This is a genomic window from Rhodoferax sp., assembly GCF_014859475.1.
Classification (GTDB): Bacteria; Pseudomonadota; Gammaproteobacteria; order Burkholderiales; family Burkholderiaceae_C; genus Rhodoferax.
The window spans coordinates 1-16,672 of record NZ_JACUUE010000045.1; the positions used below are offsets into that span (position 1 = coordinate 1).

Here is a 16,672-nt window from a genome sequence, read left to right on the forward strand (position 1 = left end):
ACCATGGCCACGCCGCGCTCGTTGGCCGCGTCGATGACCTCCTGGTCACGCATCGAGCCGCCCGGCTGAATCACACAGGTGGCGCCCGCATCGACCACCACATCAAGCCCGTCGCGGAACGGGAAGAAGGCGTCGCTGGCGACTGCCGTGCCTTTGAGGCTCAGGCCCGCATGCTCGGCCTTGATGCTGGCAATACGCGCCGAGTCCAGCCGGCTCATTTGGCCCGCGCCCACACCCATGGTCATGCCGCCTTTGCAGAACACGATGGCGTTGCTCTTGACGAACTTGGCAATGTTCCAGGCAAACAACAGGTCCTGCAATTGCTCTGATGTGGGTTGCAACTTGGTGACCACCTTGAGGTCAGCCAGCGTGAGGACGTGGTTGTCAGCGGTCTGCATCAGCAGGCCCGAACCCACGCGCTTGCTCTCCACCGCGTTGCGGCCGTTGTCCCAGTCGCTGGCACCACCGGGCGGCAGGGCAATTTGCAATATGCGCACATTGACCTTGCTCTTGAACACCGCGAGTGCTTCGGGGGTGAAGCTGGGCGCCATCAGCACTTCGATGAACTGCTTGGACATTTGCAGCGCTGCGCGTTCATCGAGCGGGCAGTTGACGGCGATGATGCCGCCAAAAGCTGAGGTGGGATCGGTCTGGAAGGCTTTGCTGTAAGCCTCCAGTGCATCGGCGCCCACGGCCACGCCGCAGGGGTTGGCGTGCTTGACAATGACGCAGGCCGGCGTGTCAAAACTCTTGACGCATTCCCAGGCGGCATCGGCGTCGCCAATATTGTTGTAGCTGAGCTCCTTGCCCTGCAACTGCACGGCAGTCACCAGCGAGCCGGGGGCCGGGTACAGGTCGCGGTAGAAGGCGGCGCTCTGGTGCGGGTTTTCACCGTAGCGCAGGTCTTGCAGCTTGATGAAGTTGGCGTTGCTTTGCCCCGGAAACAGGCTGCGCGCCGGGCTGCTGGCGCCTTCCTCGAACGTGATCGACGACAAATAATTGCTGATGGCACCGTCGTATTGGCTGATGCGGTTGAACGCCGCCACTGACAGGGCGAATTTGGTAGCTTGCGACACCACGCCGCTGGCCTGCAGGTCGGCCAGCACCTGGGGGTATTGGCTGGCATCGGTCAGCACTGCAACGTCTTTCCAGTTTTTGGCGGCGCTGCGCACCATGGCCGGGCCACCGATGTCGATGTTCTCAATGGCGTCTTCCAGGGTGCAACCGGCCTTGGCCACCGTGGCCTCAAAGGGGTACAGATTGACCACCAGCAGGTCGATGGTGTCGATGGCGTGTGCCTTGAGCGCGGCCATGTGCTCGGGCAGGTCGCGCCGCGCCAGCAGGCCACCGTGCACCTTGGGGTGCAGGGTTTTGACGCGGCCGTCAAGCATTTCCGGGAAACCGGTGACTTCGGCCACCTCGGTCACGGGCAGGCCCTGCTCGGCCAGCAGTTTGGCGGTGCCGCCGGTGGACAGCAGCTTGATGCCGAGTGCGCTCAGGGCCTGGGCAAATTCAACAATACCGGTTTTGTCAGAGACAGAAATTAAAGCGTTCATGAGAAGGAAGTGAGTGAGTTAATAAAAAATTCAAGAATCCGTCATTGCGAGCGTAGCGCGGCAATCCAGGCTTCATGGACTGCCACGGCCTGCGGCCTCGCAGTGACGTTGGCCAAGGCGTGATGACCTCATTGGCTTAATCAATGAGCTTGTGCTCCAGCAGTTTCTTGCGCAGGGTGTTGCGGTTCAAACCCAGGTATTGGGCGGCTTTGGACTGGTTGTTGTCAGCGCGCTGCATCACCACTTCCAGCAAGGGTTTTTCCACCACTGTCAGCAGCATGTTGTACATGCCATTGGGCTCGCTGTGGCCTAAATCGGCCAGGTAACTCTCTAAATTGCTGCGTACACAGTCTGCAATATGCAGGGGTTTCATTGAAGGGCCTCCATCTTGTTATTCGGTTCGCTATCGCGTTCATGCTGCGGGCGCACCTGGCCGGGCAGGCGATCCATGCGCGTATTGAGTTCGTCAAAAAAGTGCGCCACCGCAGCCCACTGTGCCTGGCAATCCGGCAGGGAGTTCATACGGTGCCGAAAGGCCTCGCCACCGGGCAGTTCCCGCACATACCAGCCAATGTGTTTGCGCGCACTGAGCACACCGATGAATTCACCGTACAGGCTGTAGTGGTCTTGCAGATGGGCCAGCAGCAGTTGCTTGACCTCGGCCACCAGTGGCTGCGCCAGTTGCTCGCCAGTCGCCAGAAAATGTGTGATTTCCCGGAAAATCCAGGGCCGCCCTTGCGCCGCGCGGCCAATCATCACGGCATCGGCCCCGGTGGCAGCCAGCACGGCGCGCGCTTTTTGCGGACTGTCGATGTCGCCATTGGCCACCACCGGAATGCGCAGCGCGGCTTTGACCGCCGCAATGGTGTCGTACTCGGCTTGGCCGCGGTAGCCCTGCTCGCGCGTGCGGCCATGTACCGTGACCATCTGTACACCGGCAGACTCGGCCGAGCGGGCCAACTGCACCGCGTTCCTGGCAGCATTGCACCAGCCGGTGCGCATCTTGAGCGTGACCGGCACGCCCAGCGGCGCGCAGGCCTGCACCACCGCCGACACAATGCCAATGGCCAATGTCTCGTACTGCATCAGCGCCGAGCCGGCCCATTTGTTGCACACCTTTTTGGCCGGACAGCCCATGTTGATGTCGATGATCCGGGCACCGCGGTCGATGTTGTAGCGTGCAGCATCGGCCATCATGGGCGCATCGGTGCCGGCAATCTGCACGGCGATGGGGCCGGGCTCGCCGTCGTGGTTGGCGCGCTGCGAGGTCTTGAGCGAACGCAGCAAATCGGGCCGGCACGTCACCATCTCACTCACCGCATAGCCGGCACCGAGCCGCTTGCACAACTGGCGAAACGGCCGGTCTGTCACACCCGCCATGGGGGCGACAAAACAGGTGTTGGGCAAAACGTAGGGGCCGATGTTCATGCAAACGCGCTCAGGGCAAATAAAGATGCCAGTAGGAAATGGGCAGCAAAGTAAAAAAAGGGGGCAATAGATTCTAGCTGCCCAAAATTTCAGCAAATGAAATAATCGGCAAGCATGGCAGTTGCCCTGAAAAACCTATACTGCGCCACCCATGGAACTCTGGCTCGATCAACTACTCGCCCTGCTGGCACTGCCCAAATACGGACTCAGCAGTGTTTTCGTGGTGTCTTTCGTGTCAGCCACCCTGTTGCCCATGGGCTCGGAACCTGTAGTTTTCGGTCTGGTGGAACTCAACCCGTCACTGTTCTGGCCGGCGATTGCCGTAGCCACCGTTGGTAACACCCTGGGCGGCGCCGTCACCTGGTGGATGGGGCTGGCGTCACACAAGGTGGTGGACAAATACCAGCACTCCAAACACCACTTGCGTGCGCTGGACTGGCTGAAGCGGCTTGGCCCCAAGGCCTGCCTGCTGGCCTGGCTGCCGGTGGTGGGTGACCCGCTATGCGCCGTGGCAGGCTGGCTCAAGCTGCCTTTTTGGCCTTGCCTGGGCTACATGGCCATTGGTAAATGCGCCCGCTACATCATCATGACAGCGGCGCTGATGGGCGTTTTTGGCGGTTGAAGCGCAGCGCAATCCGGGGCCGCGTTTGATGCGGAGAAAAATTACGAGCTGAACAAGAAGTTCATCACGTCGCCGTCCTTGACCACGTAGTCCTTGCCTTCGGCGCGCATCTTGCCAGCGTCCTTGGCGCCCTGCTCGCCCTTGAAGGCAATGAAGTCGTCATAGGCAATGGTCTGGGCGCGGATGTAGCCTTTTTCAAAATCGGTGTGGATCACGCCGGCCGCCTGCGGGCCGGTGTCGCCCTTGTGGATGGTCCAGGCGCGCACCTCCTTGACCCCGGCGGTAAAGTAGGTTTGCAGGCCGAGCAGATCGTAGGCCGCGCGAATCAAACGGTTCAGGCCCGGCTCGTGCAAGCCGAGCTCCTCCAGGAACATCAGCCGGTCTTCGTCGCTCATGTCGGCCATTTCGGCCTCCAGCTTGGCGCAAATGGCCACCACCGGCGCATGTTGCGCGTTCGCATAGGCGCTCAGGCGGTCCAGAAAAGGGTTGTTTTCAAAGCCGTCTTCGGCCACGTTGGCAACAAACATGGCGGGCTTGGCGGTGATCAAAAAGAACTGCTTCAACAACGGCAGTTCTTCCTTGCTGAAGTCCAGCGCGCGCACCGGTTTGGCTTCGTTCAGCGCAGCCTGGCAGCGCTCCAGAATACTGACCAGTTTGGCCGCTTCCTTGTCGCCACCCGATTTGGCCGCTTTCTGATAGCGCGCCAGCGCCTTGTCCACCGTGCCCAGGTCGGCCAGGCAGAGTTCGGTCTGGATCACCTCGATGTCAGAGATCGGGTCAACACGCCCCGACACGTGAATGACATTGTCATCTTCAAAACAACGCACCACATTGATGATGGCGTCGGTCTCGCGGATATGCGCCAGAAACTTGTTGCCCAGCCCCTCGCCGGTGCTGGCACCAGCCACCAGGCCGGCAATATCGACAAATTCGACAATGGCGCGCTGCACCCGCTCGGGGTGCACGATGGCGCTGAGCGCATCGAGCCGCGGGTCAGGCACCTCGACAATGCCCACGTTGGGCTCGATGGTGCAAAAGGGGTAGTTTTCTGCCGCAATGCCCGCTTTGGTCAGCGCGTTGAACAGGGTCGATTTACCGACATTGGGCAAGCCCACGATGCCACATTTCATAACAAATCCTAAAACAAACTTAAACGAGGTCAGGCCGCGAAAAATGCCCTGAAAACCTGCAAAAACAAGGGGGTGAGTGTATGCGATGCGGTTTTTTAGTGGCCCGGCGATGCGCCAGGGGTGCGCTTCTACAATCCCCGTCATGACACATCATTTAGATATTTGCATTCGCGGCGGCGGCATTGTGGGGCACGCGCTGGCGTTGCTGCTCGCGCGCGACCGGTTGCGCATTGGCCTTTATGCCCCGCAAATGCCAGCCCAAAGCGAGCCTGGTAACGAACCTGACGTGCGGGCTTATGCGCTCAATGCCAAGTCCAGGGCCTTGCTCGAATCGGTGCGCTGCTGGCCAGACGCCTTGCACGCCACGCCGGTGATGGATATGCAGGTCAAGGGCGACGACGGTGGCTGCGTCAATTTCTCGGCCACCGAGCTGGTGGTGCCGGCCCTGACCTGGATTGTCGATGTGCCCACGCTCGAAGCCCAGTTGCGCGAGGCGGTGCGCTTTCAACCGCATATCGAGGTGCTGGATGCCCCGCGCCCGGCCACGCTCACCGTGGTGTGCGAAGGCAAGGCAAGCCGCACGCGCAAAGAATTTGGCGTCGAATTTGCCGCCACGCGCTACCCGCAGCACGCTGTTGCCGCACGACTCAGGTGCGACAAACCGCACGGGCAGGTGGCACGCCAGTGGTTTACCCAAGGCGAAATTCTGGCCTTTTTGCCGCTCGACGGCGCGCAGGGCGACACCGTGGCCATGGTCTGGTCGGTACGCGATGGCCACACACAAGACGTGCTGGATGACGACGAAGACAGCTTTTGCCAGCAGCTTGAACACATCAGCGAAGGCGTTCTGGGCAAACTCAGCCTGATCAGCCCACGCAAAGCCTGGCCGCTGCAGTCGGCGCAGGCCAGCCGCTGGGTTGGCGTGAGCAACGGCCAGGCCTGGGCGCTGGCGGGCGACGCGGCGCACACGGTGCACCCGCTGGCCGGTCAAGGCCTGAACCTGGGGCTGGCCGACGTGGCCGAGCTCACCCAGATATTGCACCAGCGCGCTTACTGGCGCCCGGTCAGTGATGCCAAGCTGCTGCGCCAGTACGAGCGCGCCCGCAAAACCGAAGTCAGCGCCACCGACGCCGCCATGACGGCCTTGCAGCAGCTGTTTGACAAACCCGGTGCTGGCTGGCAAAAAGTTCGCAACTGGGGCTTGTCGGGTTTCGAGCATCTTGGCTTCTCCAAACACTGGGCAGCGCGCCGTGCCATGGGCCTCTGACACGCGCGACACGCCAATCCAAGAACTAATTTCACGCGGGCTGGTCTGACCCGGCTTGACTCATCACTGGACGCCCATGAAACAACTCTTTTCAACCTTGATCGCCTGCGCCATGCTGCTGGCAAACACGGCCTGGTCGCAAGAAGCCACCATCCGCAAAAACCTGGGTGAACGCATCCCGCAATTGCAGCAACTCGACGAAGTCATCAAATCGCCCATGCCCGGCCTGTACGAGATTCGCGTCAATGGCAACGAGATTTACTACACCGACGCCGATGCCAATTTTCTGGTGCAAGGCAACCTGATCGACACCCGGCAAAAGCGCAACCTGACCGAGGAGCGCATTGAAAAGCTCTCGGCCATTGCCTTTGATGCCCTGCCCTTCAAAGACGCCTTCACCATGGTGCGCGGCAACGGCAAGCGCAAGCTGGCGGTGTTTGAAGACCCCAACTGCGGCTATTGCAAACGATTTGAGAAAGACCTGCAAAAAGTCAACAACGTCACGGTGTACCTTTTCCTTTACCCGATCCTGGGCCCCGACTCGGTTGAAAAGTCCAAAAACATCTGGTGCGCCAAAGACAAGGCCAAAGTCTGGCAAGACTGGATGGTGCGCGACGTGATGCCAGCCACCACAAGCTGTGACAGCGCAGCCATTGCCCGCAACGTGGAGCTTGGCCGCAAGTTCAGAATCACCGGCACGCCCACGCTGGTGTTTGCCGACGGCAGCCGCGTGCCCGGCGCCATTGGTGCTGATCAGGTTGAAAAACGGCTGAACTGATGCGCGCGCCGACGCCCTCCAGCACCCCGGCCCAGCTGGCTTATGCGGTGCGTGCGCTCGACCTGCAGGCGCATTTGTTCGACGTGACGCTCAGCATAGATCAGCCTGCGGCCGACCAGGTGGTGAGCTTGCCGGTCTGGATCCCGGGCAGCTACCTGCTGCGCGAGTTCGCCAAACACCTGCAAGGGCTGCAAGCGCACCAAGGCAACAAGCCGGTGGCGATCGCCCAGCGTGACAAGTGCAGCTGGCAGGTTCACGCCAAAGCGGGCAAGGCGCTGGTGCTCAATTACCAGGTCTATGCCTTTGACAACTCGGTGCGCACCGCCTGGCTCGACAGCCAGCGCGGTTTTTTCAACGGCACCAGCCTGTGTCTGCGCGTGCACGGCCAGGAAGACACGCCACACCAGTTGACGCTCATCGACGACGATCTGCCCAGGGACTGGCAAGCCGCCACGGCGCTGAGCCAAATAAAAATCAGCAAGCGCGGCTTTGGCGACTACCTGGCAGCCAGCTACGACGAACTGGTGGACAGCCCTGTCGAACTGGGGGCCTTCTGGCGCGGCCAATTTGTGGCCGGCGGTATCAGGCACCAGTTCATTGTCTCGGGCGCGCCCGACAGTTTTGACGGCGCGCGCCTACTGGCCGACACCCAGGCCATTTGCGAGGCCGAGATCAACTTTTGGCACGGCAAGCGGCCGCAACAGGCGCCGCAGCGCCATTACCTGTTCATGCTCAACGCCGTGCATGACGGCTACGGCGGGCTCGAGCACCGCAACTCGACCGCACTGATCTGCAAACGCGCCGACTTGCCGCGCCTGGGGCACGCAAAGGCGGGTGCGCCGTCAGACGGCTACACCACCCTGCTTGGCCTGATCAGCCACGAGTACTTTCACACCTGGAACGTCAAACGGCTGCGCCCGGCAGAGTTTGCCCGCTACGACTACACGCAAGAAAATTACACCGAACTGCTGTGGTTCTTTGAAGGCTTCACCAGTTACTTTGACGACCTGCTGCTGCGCCGTGCCAAGCTGATTGACAACACGCAGTACCTCAAGCTGCTGGCCAAAACCATCAACCAGGTGCTGCGCACCCCCGGGCGCCAGCTGCAAAGCGTGGCCCAGTCCAGCTTTGACGCCTGGGTCAAATACTACCGGCAGGACGAAAACACGGCCAACGCCACAGTGAGTTATTACACCAAGGGCGCGCTGGTGGCCCTGTGCCTGGACTTGAGCCTGCGCCACGGTGGCAAGACCAGCCTGGACGCGGTGATGCGCGCCCTGTGGCAGCGCTGCCAAGGCGGCCCCATGATGCAGGACGACCTGCTGGCGCTGCTGGCCGACCTGTCAGGCCAGTCCTATGCAAATGAGTTGCAGCACTGGGTGCATGGCACCGCCGACCTGCCGCTCAAAAAACTGCTGAAACAGCATGGCATTCGTTATGAAGAAGAGTGCGCACCACTGGCTGATCAGTTAGGCATCAAGGTCAATGAGCAACAAGGCATCCGCGTCAAGAGCGTGCTGCGCGGCAGCGCCGCCGAACAGGCTGGTTTTGCCGCGGGTGACGAATGGCTGGGCGTGGCCACGGGCCAGGGCAAGACCACCCAGCGCTGGCGTCTGAACAAACTTGACGAGCTGGCCAGTTACCTTGGCAGCGACACCAGTTGCCGCGCGCTGATAGCCCGCGACCAGCGCCTGCTAACACTGCAACTGAACTTGCCGGACACCGTGCACAATGTCAAACTCTCAGTGACCGACGCCAAGCCAGCCAACGCTTGGCTCGATGGCAAAGCCACCGTTTGATTTCTCGAAATTTTCTTACAGGAGACCCCATGACTTACGAACTGATCAGCGTGCGCACCGAAGCCGACAAGGTGGGCATCATCACGCTGAACCGCCCCAAGCAGCTCAACGCGCTCAACGACCAACTCATGACCGAGCTCGGCGACGCGCTGCACGCTTTTGACGCCGACGCCGGCATTCACTGCATGATCATCACCGGCAGCGAAAAAGCCTTTGCCGCCGGCGCTGACATTGGCGGCATGGCCAACTACACGTTTGCCGACGTCTATAAAGACGATTTCATCACCCGCAACTGGGAAAAAATTCGCGCTGTGCGCAAACCGGTGATCGCCGCAGTCAGCGGTTTTGCCCTGGGCGGCGGCTGCGAACTGGCCATGATGTGCGACTTCATCATTGCCGCCGACAACGCCCGCTTCGGCCAGCCCGAGATCAAGCTGGGCATCATTCCGGGCGCCGGTGGCACCCAGCGCCTGCCGCGTGCCGTGGGCAAAGCCAAGGCCATGGATCTGGCGCTGACCGGGCGCATGATGGACGCTGTTGAGGCTGAGCGCGCCGGATTGGTCAGCCGCGTGGTGCCGCTGGACAAGCTGATGGAAGAAGCGCTGGGCGCTGCCCTGTTGATCAGCGAGTACTCGCAAATTGCGGTCATGGCCGTCAAGGAATCGGTCAACCGCTCCTTTGAAGGCACCCTGAATGACGGCATCATGTTCGAGCGCCGCCTGTTTCACGCCTTGTTCGCCACTTCTGACCAAAAAGAAGGCATGGACGCGTTCGTCAATAAACGCAAGGCAGTTTTTACCCACCAATGACGCGCTGCCAGCCGGAAAGTGGCTGGCAAATCGCTATAATCTCGCCCTGTCGGTGGTATAGCTCAGTTGGTTAGAGCGCAGCATTCATAATGCTGATGTCGGTGGTTCAAGTCCACCTACCACCACCAAAAACCAGAAACCCGCATCGGTCAACGGCCTTTGCGGGTTTTTCATTTACTGCAGGGTGTCGTCTGTTGGCCCGGCGCCGATGCGGGCGGTACGGTGACCCGGTTTGGCCAGCAACTCCAGATAAAACGCATCGCCGCCTTCTTTGGCCACGGCATCGATCAAGGCGGTCAGGGTGGCAAAGTGCACGCCCTGGGCGTTGTCCACGGTGGTGCCAAACTGGCAGTCAAAGTCCCAGAAGTCCACGCCTTCGGGCAGGGTTTTGCGGCGTTCGCGTTTGATGTACTGGCGAATTTCATGCTTGGTGGCTTCGAGCACACGGTCGCGGTTTTTGCCTTCAATGTTGAGCTGGAATGTTTTTTTCATGAGGTATTCTGGATGAGTTGTGAGCGCGCTGGAACGGCGGCCTTGAGTGGGGGTGATTATGCGTGCAGCGCCGTCCCATGTTTGCGCTCGGCTTGCTTCGGGCGACCGAATATCGGAAGGCCACCCCGAGAACGGCCGACCCGTTGCGCCAATACAAAACACGTAAACTGCCCCACTGCTGCGCCACACCCGTGATGCACCCAAGACCTCATCCCAAAACCAATCACATGTCCTTTTCCACATTTGGCTTGTCCAGCCCACTGCTTGCCGCCGTTCAAAGCCAGGGTTTTGACGCTCCCACACCCATCCAGTTGGGCGCCATTGGGCCGGCACTGCAGGGCCGCGACGTACTGGGCTGCGCGCACACCGGCTCTGGCAAAACATTGGCTTTTGCGCTGCCACTGCTGCAAAGTTTGTCCGGCGCACCGGGCAGGCAGGCGCGGGCGCTGGTGCTCGTGCCCACACGCGAACTGGCGACCCAGGTGGGCGACACCATTCGCGCGTTGGCGCAGCAGTTACCGCAGCCGCCCCGGGTCAGCGTGGTGTTTGGCGGTGTCTCGATCAACCCGCAAATGATGGGTTTGCGCGGTGGCACCGATGTGCTGGTGGCCACACCGGGGCGGCTGCTCGACCTGGTGACGCACAACGCCGTCAAGCTCTCAGGCGTGCGTTTGCTGGTGCTCGACGAGGCCGACCGGCTGCTCGACCTGGGTTTTGCTGAAGAACTGAACCAGCTGCTGGCCCTGTTACCCGCAAAACGCCAGAGCCTGTTTTTCTCGGCCACGTTTGCGCCGGCCGTGCAGGCGCTGGCCAACACCCTGCTGCATGACCCGGTGCGCGTGGATGTGCGGCCCGACGCAGCGCCGCCCACGGCAATCGTGCAGCGCGCCATTGCCGTGGACACCCCCAGGCGCACCCAGCTGCTGCGCCACCTGATCCAGCAGAACGCCTGGACCCGCGTGCTGGTGTTTGTGGCCACCAAATTTGCCGCCGAGATTGTGGCCGACAAGCTGCGCAAGGCCGCCTTGACGGCCGAGCCCTTTCACGGCGAACTCAGCCAGGGCAAGCGCACCCAGGTTTTGGCCGACTTCAAGGCGGAACGCCTGGGCGTGGTGGTGGCCACCGATGTGGCGGCGCGCGGCCTCGACATTGCGGGCCTGCCGGTGGTGGTGAACTTTGATTTGCCGCGCTCGGCTGGCGACTACACCCACCGCGTGGGCCGAACCGGCCGCGCCGGTGAGCCAGGCTTGGCAGTGAGCTTTGTCAGCGCTGCCACGCAAGCGCACTGGCGGCTGATTGCCAAGCGCCAAAGGCTTGAGATTGAATTGGAGAGCATCCCGGGGTTCGAGGCGCTTGATGCTGCCCCGCCCGCCTCCAGCGCCCCCGACGCCCCCGGCAACGGCGGCATCAAGGGCCTGCGCCCAAGCAAAAAAGACAAGCTGCGCGCGCTGGCAACGCAAGCAAAACCCCCTTTACCTTAAAATCGCGCCTTCTTTCACAGCCTCTGGATAAACACCATGAACCGCTGCCTCTCTGCCCTCGATGGCCTTTCTTATTGGCAGGTGGCGCTGCAAACCACCTCCCAGGTCTTGATCCATTCATTCACGCCGACAGCCCTGGCGCAGGAAAACGGCGCGGGCACGGTGCCTTTGAACCAGTAGCCGAGATTCGCCCCCTCAGCGCGATGCCGCATTTCTCCCCTGTAGCAGCGGCGCCCTCGCCGCGAAGGCTGTTCGGAAGTCCTTCTCGGCGAGGGCGCCGCTCCTACAAGTACAAAGACACAACACCATTCTCACCATGAACAAAAAAGTATTCATCAAAACCTACGGCTGCCAGATGAACGAGTACGACTCGGACAAGATGAGCGACGTGCTCGGCGCGGCCCAGGGCTACACCCAGACTGACAACGTCGAAGAGGCCGATCTGATCCTGTTCAACACCTGCTCGGTGCGTGAAAAAGCGCAGGAAAAAGTTTTTTCCGACCTGGGGCGCGTCAAGCACCTCAAAAAACGCGGTGCCCTGATTGGCGTGGGCGGTTGTGTGGCCAGCCAGGAGGGCGAAGGCATCATTGCCCGCGCGCCTTATGTGGATGTGGTGTTTGGCCCGCAAACCCTGCACCGGCTGCCGCAAATGCTCGAGGAGCGGGCGCGGCTGAACCGCTCGCAGGTGGACATCAGCTTTCCCGAGATTGAAAAGTTCGACCACCTGCCGCCCGCGCGAGTGGAAGGTGCCAGCGCCTTTGTGAGCATCATGGAAGGCTGCTCCAAATACTGCAGCTACTGCGTGGTGCCTTACACCCGCGGCGAAGAAGTGAGCCGCCCGTTTGAGGACGTGCTGGTGGAAGTGGCCGGGCTGGCCGACCAGGGCGTGAAGGAAATCACCCTGCTGGGGCAAAACGTGAACGCCTGGCGCGCAAAAATGGTCACCAACCCAGGCGCTGCGGGCGACACCGGCGAGGTGGCCGACTTTGCCACGTTGCTCGAATACGTGCACGACATTCCCGGCATTGAGCGCATCCGATATGTGACGAGCCACCCCAACGAGTTCACACCCGCGCTGATTGCCGCCTACGACAAATTACCCAAACTGGTCAGCCACCTGCATTTGCCGGTGCAGCACGGCAGCGACCGCATTTTGATGGCCATGAAGCGCGGCTACACCGCCATGGAATACAAAAGCACGGTGCGCAAGCTGCGCGCCATTCGCCCTGACATGGCGCTCAGCAGCGACTTCATTGTGGGTTTTCCGGGCGAGACCGAGGACGATCACGCCCGACTGATGAAGCTGATGGATGAAATCGGTTTTGACAACAGCTTCAGCTTCATCTTCAGCCCGCGCCCGGGCACACCGGCGGCCAATCTGGCAGACAGCACACCACACGCGGTCAAGCTGCGCCGTTTGCAGGAGGTGCAAGCCAACATCAACACCAACATGGCCCGCATCAGCTCCAGCCTGGTCGGCACGCGCCAGCGCCTGCTGGTCGAAGGTGCCTCCAAGCGCGACGCGGGCGAGCTGATGGGCCGCACCGAATGCAACCGGGTGGTGAATTTTGTCGGCCAACCACGCCTGGTCGGCCAGATGGTCGATGTGACCATTTCTGAGACCCGCACCTTCACGCTGCGCGGCGAGGTGCTGACCCGCGACGCCGCGCTGGTCTGAAGCGATTCAATCGCCCAAAAAAATGGCCTCCCAAACCGGGAGGCCAGCGTGTTACAAAGAATCGAATTACTTCTTGCGCGCCGCAATCGAGGCTTCAGCGGCCTTGACCAGGTCCACGCCCACGGTGTTTTTCCACTTGTCATAAACCGGGCGCGTGGCCTTGACAAAGGCGTCGCGCTCTGCCGCATTGAGCTGTGTGACGGTGACACCCAGAGCCGCAATTTCTTTCAGCAGCGGCTGGTCGGCCTCTACCAGGCCCTTGCGCGCCAAGGCAATTTCCTGCTTGCCTGCATCCAGCGCTGCCTGGCGCACGATGGCCTGGTCAGCCGGCGTCCAGGACGCCCAGATGTCCTTGTTGACGACAAAAATCAAGGGGTCGGCCACGTAGCCCCACATCGTCACATGCTTCTGGCTGACGTTGTGCAGCTTGGCGGCGGTGAAGATCGACAGCGGGTTTTCCTGGCCGTCCACGGCGCCGCTGGCAAACGCGGGCTGCGCGTCTGCCCAGCTCATTTGCGTCGGATTGGCACCCAAAGCGGTGAAGGTGTCGAGAAACAGCGGCGAGCCGACCACGCGGATTTTCATGCCCTTGAGGTCAGCCGGCGTGCGTACCGCGCGCTTGGAGTTGGAGAGCTCACGGTAGCCGTTCTCGCCCCAGGCCAGCGGCACCACACCCGCCTTGTCCAGCGTGGTAAATATCTGTTTGCCCACGGGGCCTTGGGTCAGCGCGTCGATGGCAGCGTAGTCGGGCATCAGGAAAGGCATGGAGAACAGGTTTAGCTGCTTGACTTGCGGCGACCAATTGATGGTTGAGCCCACCGCCATGTCAATCACACCCTGGCGCAGCGCCGAGAATTCACGTGTCTGGTCGCCCTGAATCAGCGACACACCCGGGTACAGCTTGATGTTGATGCGGCCCTGTGTGCGTTCCTTCACCAACTCTGCCCAGATCTGGCCGCCCTTGCCCCAGGGGAAAGCCGGGCCCAGCACCAGCGACATGCGGTATTCCGTTTTGTAGCTTTCCGCGGCACCCAGCGTGGCTACGCTCAGTGCGCCTGCGGCAAGCACAAATTTGAGTAAGGTACGAACTTTCATGACAATAATCTCCTTGGTTAAAAAAATTCTAAAAAATCAGTAGCCCAGGCGCGTGGGCAGCCACAGCGCAAGCGACGGGAAGATGATAACCAGCAGCAACACACACAACAGCGCCGCCAGCAGCCACTGCACCCAGCGCACGCTGTCTTCCATGCGCACCCCGGCAATGCGGCATGACACCATCAGGTTGACGGCAATGGGCGGTGTGAACTGGCCCAGCGCCACCATCAGCGTCAACAGCACGCCAAACCAGACAGTATCCCAGTGGTAGTAGTTGACGATGGGCAGCAGCAGCGGCACAAAGATCAAAAAAATCGAAATCCCGTCCAGAAACATGCCCACCGCCACCAGCATCAAAACCAGCAGCGCCAGCACGCCGTATTCGCCCAGCCCGGAGTTGACGATGGCCTGCGTCACCGGGTCAACAATGCCCAGGGTGGACAACGAATAGGCAAAAATGCCCGCCAAGGCGACCACCAGCAAGATGATGGCCGACAACTCGCCTGATTCACGCAGGATGTGAAACAGGTCGCGCACCTTGATGGTGCGGTAGATCACCATGCCGACAAACAGGCCGTAAAACACCGCCACCACAGCGGCCTCGGTGGGTGTGAACCAGCCCGCGCGCATGCCGCCCAAAATCAATACCGGCGCCGCAAGACCCCAGGAGGCTTCGCGCAGGCTGGCCCAAAACGGCGGCTTGGGCAACTGCGCCTCTTGCTCGCCCAAATGGTGTTTGCGCGACAGCCAGACGCTGGGCACCATCAAGGCCAGGCCCACCAGCAAACCCGGCAACATGCCCGCGGCAAACATGGCCGGCACCGACGCGCCCGGCACCAGAACCGAATAGATGATGAAGGCAATCGACGGTGGAATCAAAATGTCGATCGACGCCGCAGCACCCACCACACTTGCGGAAAACGCCGGCGGGTAACCCGAGCGCGTCATGGCGGCGATCATCACGCCGCCCACGGCGGCAGCCGTGGCGGGACCGGAGCCAGAGATGCCGCCCATCAGCATGGCCACGGCAATCACCACCACTGGCAACATGCCGGGGCCACGGCCAATGATGGCAATGGCAAAGTTAACCAGGCGCAGCGCCACACCGGATCGGTCAAAAATGGAACCCACCAGCACAAACATCGGAATCGCCAGCAAGGGATACTTACCCAAACCGGCATAAAAGTTTTGCGGTACCGCCATCAAGCCAAACCATTGCGCGTCCGCATTGGCCAGGCCAATGGCCGTGGCACCCGCCAGCCCCAGCGCCGCACCAATCGGCACGCCGACCAGCATCATGACCAGAAACACCACGAACAGCAGCGTGGCAATCATGCGCGTCGCCCCCGCCGGATGCACAGGCCCAGCGCCCGCAATGAAATGGCGGTGGCAAGAATGGGCAGCCACATGCTGTACCACCACTGCGGCACGCCAATGCCGGGTGAGGTTTCGCCGTACTGAAAGTCGTCATAAACCATGCGCGCACTCAGCACAGCCAGCAGGGCAAACAGCACAGCCACCATCAGGGCACCAAACCGCGCCAGGGCGCGCTGCCTTACGGGCAGGCCACCGTCGGCAAAGAATTCGATCCGGATGTGGCGGTTACGCGCCACCGCCGCCGATCCCGCCACCAGCGCCAGCACCATCATCAAGAAAACCGAGAACTCCTCGGTCCAGGCAAATGACTGGCTGGTGAAATAGCGCACCAGCACATTGGCAAAGGTAATGAGGGCCAGCAAGCCCATGACAATCACCGTAAGCCAGTCTTCGATCTTGAGCGGAACGACGGTGATCTCATCTTGCGCAGCAGGGTCTGGTACCTCGATGAGCAAATGGCTGGGTTCGTGAAGTGAATGCATGAAAAGTGGAAAATGGTCGCCGCCATCACCAAAAGATTGGGTGTGCATTGTAGAAGCTGCCTCCGCCTAGCCCAGCCCCACAAAAAACCATGAATCACGCCCCCGTTCCCGCGCCGGTTATCGCGCTCAAATACTTGCAAGGCTACCCCGCCGCCACGCTGGCGCAAGTAGCGCACATGCTGCAGCACGACCAGGTGGCCGACTGGCTGCTGCAAAAGTACCCGCAGGCACACATAGTGCGCACCGACCGCGCCCTGTTTGACTATGTGCAGGCACTTAAAACCGACTACCTGCGCGGCGCCGAGCCGGTCAACAAGGTGCTGTTTGACAGCAAGCTGCATGTGGTCAAAAACGCGTTGGGCACGCACACCAGCGTGTCGCGCGTGCAGGGCAACAAGCTCAAGGCCAAGCGCGAAATCCGCATTGCCGCGCTGTTCAAAACCGTGCCCGATGAGTTCCTGAAAATGATCACCGTGCACGAGTTGGCGCACCTGAAGGAAAAAGCCCACGACAAGGCGTTTTACCAACTCTGCAAGCACATGGAGCCCGGTTACCACCAGCTCGAATTCGAGGTGCGCGTGTATTTGATGCACCTGGAAACATCAGGCGCGCGCTTGTGGGACACCTGAGGCTTTGCGGGTCAGACCACTCGCGCAGCGACGTGCTCTGACCCCAACT

17 protein-coding genes and 1 tRNA gene are annotated in these 16,672 nt (G+C 61.1%); 10 read left to right on the plus strand and 8 right to left on the minus strand.

Annotation, left to right across the window (positions count from 1 at the left end; translation table 11 throughout):
• From purH to dusB, 3 genes are all read right to left on the minus strand, one after another.
• Positions 1–1,556 (minus strand): bifunctional phosphoribosylaminoimidazolecarboxamide formyltransferase/IMP cyclohydrolase (gene purH, locus IBX54_RS06335; RefSeq protein ID WP_296541821.1); only part of this gene is annotated, 1,556 nt, incomplete at its 3' end.
• 136 nt (positions 1,557–1,692) lie between these two features.
• The gene (locus IBX54_RS06340; protein ID WP_296541822.1) at positions 1,693–1,929 is read right to left on the minus strand and encodes a helix-turn-helix domain-containing protein; all 237 of its coding nucleotides are present in this window, start codon (positions 1,927–1,929) and stop codon (positions 1,693–1,695) included.
• The gene (gene dusB, locus IBX54_RS06345) at positions 1,926–2,984 is read right to left on the minus strand and encodes a tRNA dihydrouridine synthase DusB (RefSeq protein WP_296541823.1); all 1,059 of its coding nucleotides are present in this window, start codon (positions 2,982–2,984) and stop codon (positions 1,926–1,928) included. The genes IBX54_RS06340 and dusB overlap by 4 nt, the downstream gene beginning before the upstream one ends.
• Positions 2,985–3,135: 151 nt before the next feature.
• On the opposite strand from dusB, the gene IBX54_RS06350 reads away from it, so the two are divergent.
• Entirely contained in the window at positions 3,136–3,606 is a 471-nt protein-coding gene (locus IBX54_RS06350) for a YqaA family protein (protein WP_296541824.1), read from the plus strand.
• Between the two features lie 41 nt (positions 3,607–3,647).
• Here the strand turns inward: IBX54_RS06350 and ychF are convergent, their stop codons facing one another.
• Positions 3,648–4,736 (minus strand): redox-regulated ATPase YchF, encoded by a 1,089-nt coding sequence (ychF, locus tag IBX54_RS06355; protein WP_296541825.1) that lies wholly within the window; start codon positions 4,734–4,736, stop codon positions 3,648–3,650.
• 142 nt (positions 4,737–4,878) lie between these two features.
• On the opposite strand from ychF, the gene IBX54_RS06360 reads away from it, so the two are divergent.
• The 5 genes from IBX54_RS06360 (at position 4,879) to IBX54_RS06380 (ending at position 9,517) form a co-directional block, all read left to right on the plus strand.
• Positions 4,879–6,003: an FAD-dependent monooxygenase gene (locus tag IBX54_RS06360; protein ID WP_296541826.1), complete on the plus strand. Its 1,125-nt coding sequence runs from the start codon at positions 4,879–4,881 to the stop codon at positions 6,001–6,003.
• 76 nt (positions 6,004–6,079) lie between these two features.
• Positions 6,080–6,781 (plus strand): DsbC family protein, encoded by a 702-nt coding sequence (locus IBX54_RS06365; protein WP_296541827.1) that lies wholly within the window; start codon positions 6,080–6,082, stop codon positions 6,779–6,781.
• On the plus strand, positions 6,781–8,580 hold the full coding sequence (locus IBX54_RS06370; protein ID WP_296541828.1) for a peptidase M61: 1,800 nt from the start codon (positions 6,781–6,783) through the stop codon (positions 8,578–8,580). The genes IBX54_RS06365 and IBX54_RS06370 overlap by 1 nt, the downstream gene beginning before the upstream one ends.
• A gap of 29 nt (positions 8,581–8,609) precedes the next feature.
• Positions 8,610–9,389 (plus strand): enoyl-CoA hydratase, encoded by a 780-nt coding sequence (locus IBX54_RS06375; protein WP_296541829.1) that lies wholly within the window; start codon positions 8,610–8,612, stop codon positions 9,387–9,389.
• A 51-nt stretch (positions 9,390–9,440) separates the two neighbouring features.
• Positions 9,441–9,517, plus strand: a tRNA-Met gene (locus IBX54_RS06380).
• A gap of 46 nt (positions 9,518–9,563) precedes the next feature.
• Here IBX54_RS06380 and IBX54_RS06385 read toward each other — a convergent pair.
• Positions 9,564–9,881 (minus strand): DUF6172 family protein, encoded by a 318-nt coding sequence (locus IBX54_RS06385; protein ID WP_296541830.1) that lies wholly within the window; start codon positions 9,879–9,881, stop codon positions 9,564–9,566.
• A gap of 227 nt (positions 9,882–10,108) precedes the next feature.
• On the opposite strand from IBX54_RS06385, the gene IBX54_RS06390 reads away from it, so the two are divergent.
• The 3 genes from IBX54_RS06390 to miaB all read left to right on the plus strand — a co-directional run bounded on the left by IBX54_RS06390 (position 10,109) and on the right by miaB (position 13,040).
• On the plus strand, positions 10,109–11,362 hold the full coding sequence (locus tag IBX54_RS06390; protein ID WP_296541831.1) for a DEAD/DEAH box helicase: 1,254 nt from the start codon (positions 10,109–10,111) through the stop codon (positions 11,360–11,362).
• Positions 11,363–11,398: 36 nt separating this feature from the next.
• Positions 11,399–11,542, plus strand: a complete 144-nt coding sequence (locus IBX54_RS06395) for a hypothetical protein (RefSeq protein WP_296541832.1) — start codon at positions 11,399–11,401, stop codon at positions 11,540–11,542.
• Between the two features lie 136 nt (positions 11,543–11,678).
• Positions 11,679–13,040, plus strand: coding sequence for a tRNA (N6-isopentenyl adenosine(37)-C2)-methylthiotransferase MiaB (gene miaB / locus IBX54_RS06400; RefSeq protein ID WP_296541833.1), 1,362 nt, complete (start codon positions 11,679–11,681; stop codon positions 13,038–13,040).
• Between the two features lie 66 nt (positions 13,041–13,106).
• Here the strand turns inward: miaB and IBX54_RS06405 are convergent, their stop codons facing one another.
• The 3 genes from IBX54_RS06405 to IBX54_RS06415 are packed head-to-tail and all read right to left on the minus strand — an operon-like array spanning position 13,107 to position 15,994.
• Positions 13,107–14,135, minus strand: a complete 1,029-nt coding sequence (locus IBX54_RS06405; RefSeq protein WP_296541834.1) for a DctP family TRAP transporter solute-binding subunit — start codon at positions 14,133–14,135, stop codon at positions 13,107–13,109.
• Between the two features lie 36 nt (positions 14,136–14,171).
• Positions 14,172–15,470, minus strand: a complete 1,299-nt coding sequence (locus IBX54_RS06410) for a TRAP transporter large permease (RefSeq protein ID WP_296541835.1) — start codon at positions 15,468–15,470, stop codon at positions 14,172–14,174.
• Positions 15,467–15,994 carry a TRAP transporter small permease gene (locus tag IBX54_RS06415; protein ID WP_296541836.1) on the minus strand — a complete coding sequence of 176 codons (528 nt, stop codon included), beginning with the start codon at positions 15,992–15,994 and terminating at the stop codon, positions 15,467–15,469. The genes IBX54_RS06410 and IBX54_RS06415 overlap by 4 nt, the downstream gene beginning before the upstream one ends.
• 89 nt (positions 15,995–16,083) lie before the next feature.
• Between IBX54_RS06415 and IBX54_RS06420 the strand changes: the two genes are divergently transcribed.
• Positions 16,084–16,623 carry a YgjP-like metallopeptidase domain-containing protein gene (locus tag IBX54_RS06420; RefSeq protein ID WP_296541837.1) on the plus strand — a complete coding sequence of 180 codons (540 nt, stop codon included), beginning with the start codon at positions 16,084–16,086 and terminating at the stop codon, positions 16,621–16,623.
• Positions 16,624–16,672: the final 49 nt, after the last annotated feature.

Excerpts from the sequence above, each read along its gene's own strand:
- IBX54_RS06340 (WP_296541822.1), bottom strand. The coding sequence starts at position 1,929 with ATGAAACCCCTGCATATTGCAGACTGTGTACGCAGCAATTTAGAGAGT.
- dusB (WP_296541823.1), bottom strand. The coding sequence starts at position 2,984 with ATGAACATCGGCCCCTACGTTTTGCCCAACACCTGTTTTGTCGCCCCC.
- IBX54_RS06350 (WP_296541824.1), top strand. The coding sequence starts at position 3,136 with ATGGAACTCTGGCTCGATCAACTACTCGCCCTGCTGGCACTGCCCAAA.
- ychF (WP_296541825.1), bottom strand. The coding sequence starts at position 4,736 with ATGAAATGTGGCATCGTGGGCTTGCCCAATGTCGGTAAATCGACCCTG.
- IBX54_RS06360 (WP_296541826.1), top strand. The coding sequence starts at position 4,879 with ATGACACATCATTTAGATATTTGCATTCGCGGCGGCGGCATTGTGGGG.
- IBX54_RS06365 (WP_296541827.1), top strand. The coding sequence starts at position 6,080 with ATGAAACAACTCTTTTCAACCTTGATCGCCTGCGCCATGCTGCTGGCA.
- IBX54_RS06370 (WP_296541828.1), top strand. The coding sequence starts at position 6,781 with ATGCGCGCGCCGACGCCCTCCAGCACCCCGGCCCAGCTGGCTTATGCG.
- IBX54_RS06375 (WP_296541829.1), top strand. The coding sequence starts at position 8,610 with ATGACTTACGAACTGATCAGCGTGCGCACCGAAGCCGACAAGGTGGGC.
- IBX54_RS06385 (WP_296541830.1), bottom strand. The coding sequence starts at position 9,881 with ATGAAAAAAACATTCCAGCTCAACATTGAAGGCAAAAACCGCGACCGT.
- IBX54_RS06390 (WP_296541831.1), top strand. The coding sequence starts at position 10,109 with ATGTCCTTTTCCACATTTGGCTTGTCCAGCCCACTGCTTGCCGCCGTT.
- IBX54_RS06395 (WP_296541832.1), top strand. The coding sequence starts at position 11,399 with ATGAACCGCTGCCTCTCTGCCCTCGATGGCCTTTCTTATTGGCAGGTG.
- miaB (WP_296541833.1), top strand. The coding sequence starts at position 11,679 with ATGAACAAAAAAGTATTCATCAAAACCTACGGCTGCCAGATGAACGAG.
- IBX54_RS06405 (WP_296541834.1), bottom strand. The coding sequence starts at position 14,135 with ATGAAAGTTCGTACCTTACTCAAATTTGTGCTTGCCGCAGGCGCACTG.
- IBX54_RS06410 (WP_296541835.1), bottom strand. The coding sequence starts at position 15,470 with ATGATTGCCACGCTGCTGTTCGTGGTGTTTCTGGTCATGATGCTGGTC.
- IBX54_RS06415 (WP_296541836.1), bottom strand. The coding sequence starts at position 15,994 with ATGCATTCACTTCACGAACCCAGCCATTTGCTCATCGAGGTACCAGAC.
- IBX54_RS06420 (WP_296541837.1), top strand. The coding sequence starts at position 16,084 with ATGAATCACGCCCCCGTTCCCGCGCCGGTTATCGCGCTCAAATACTTG.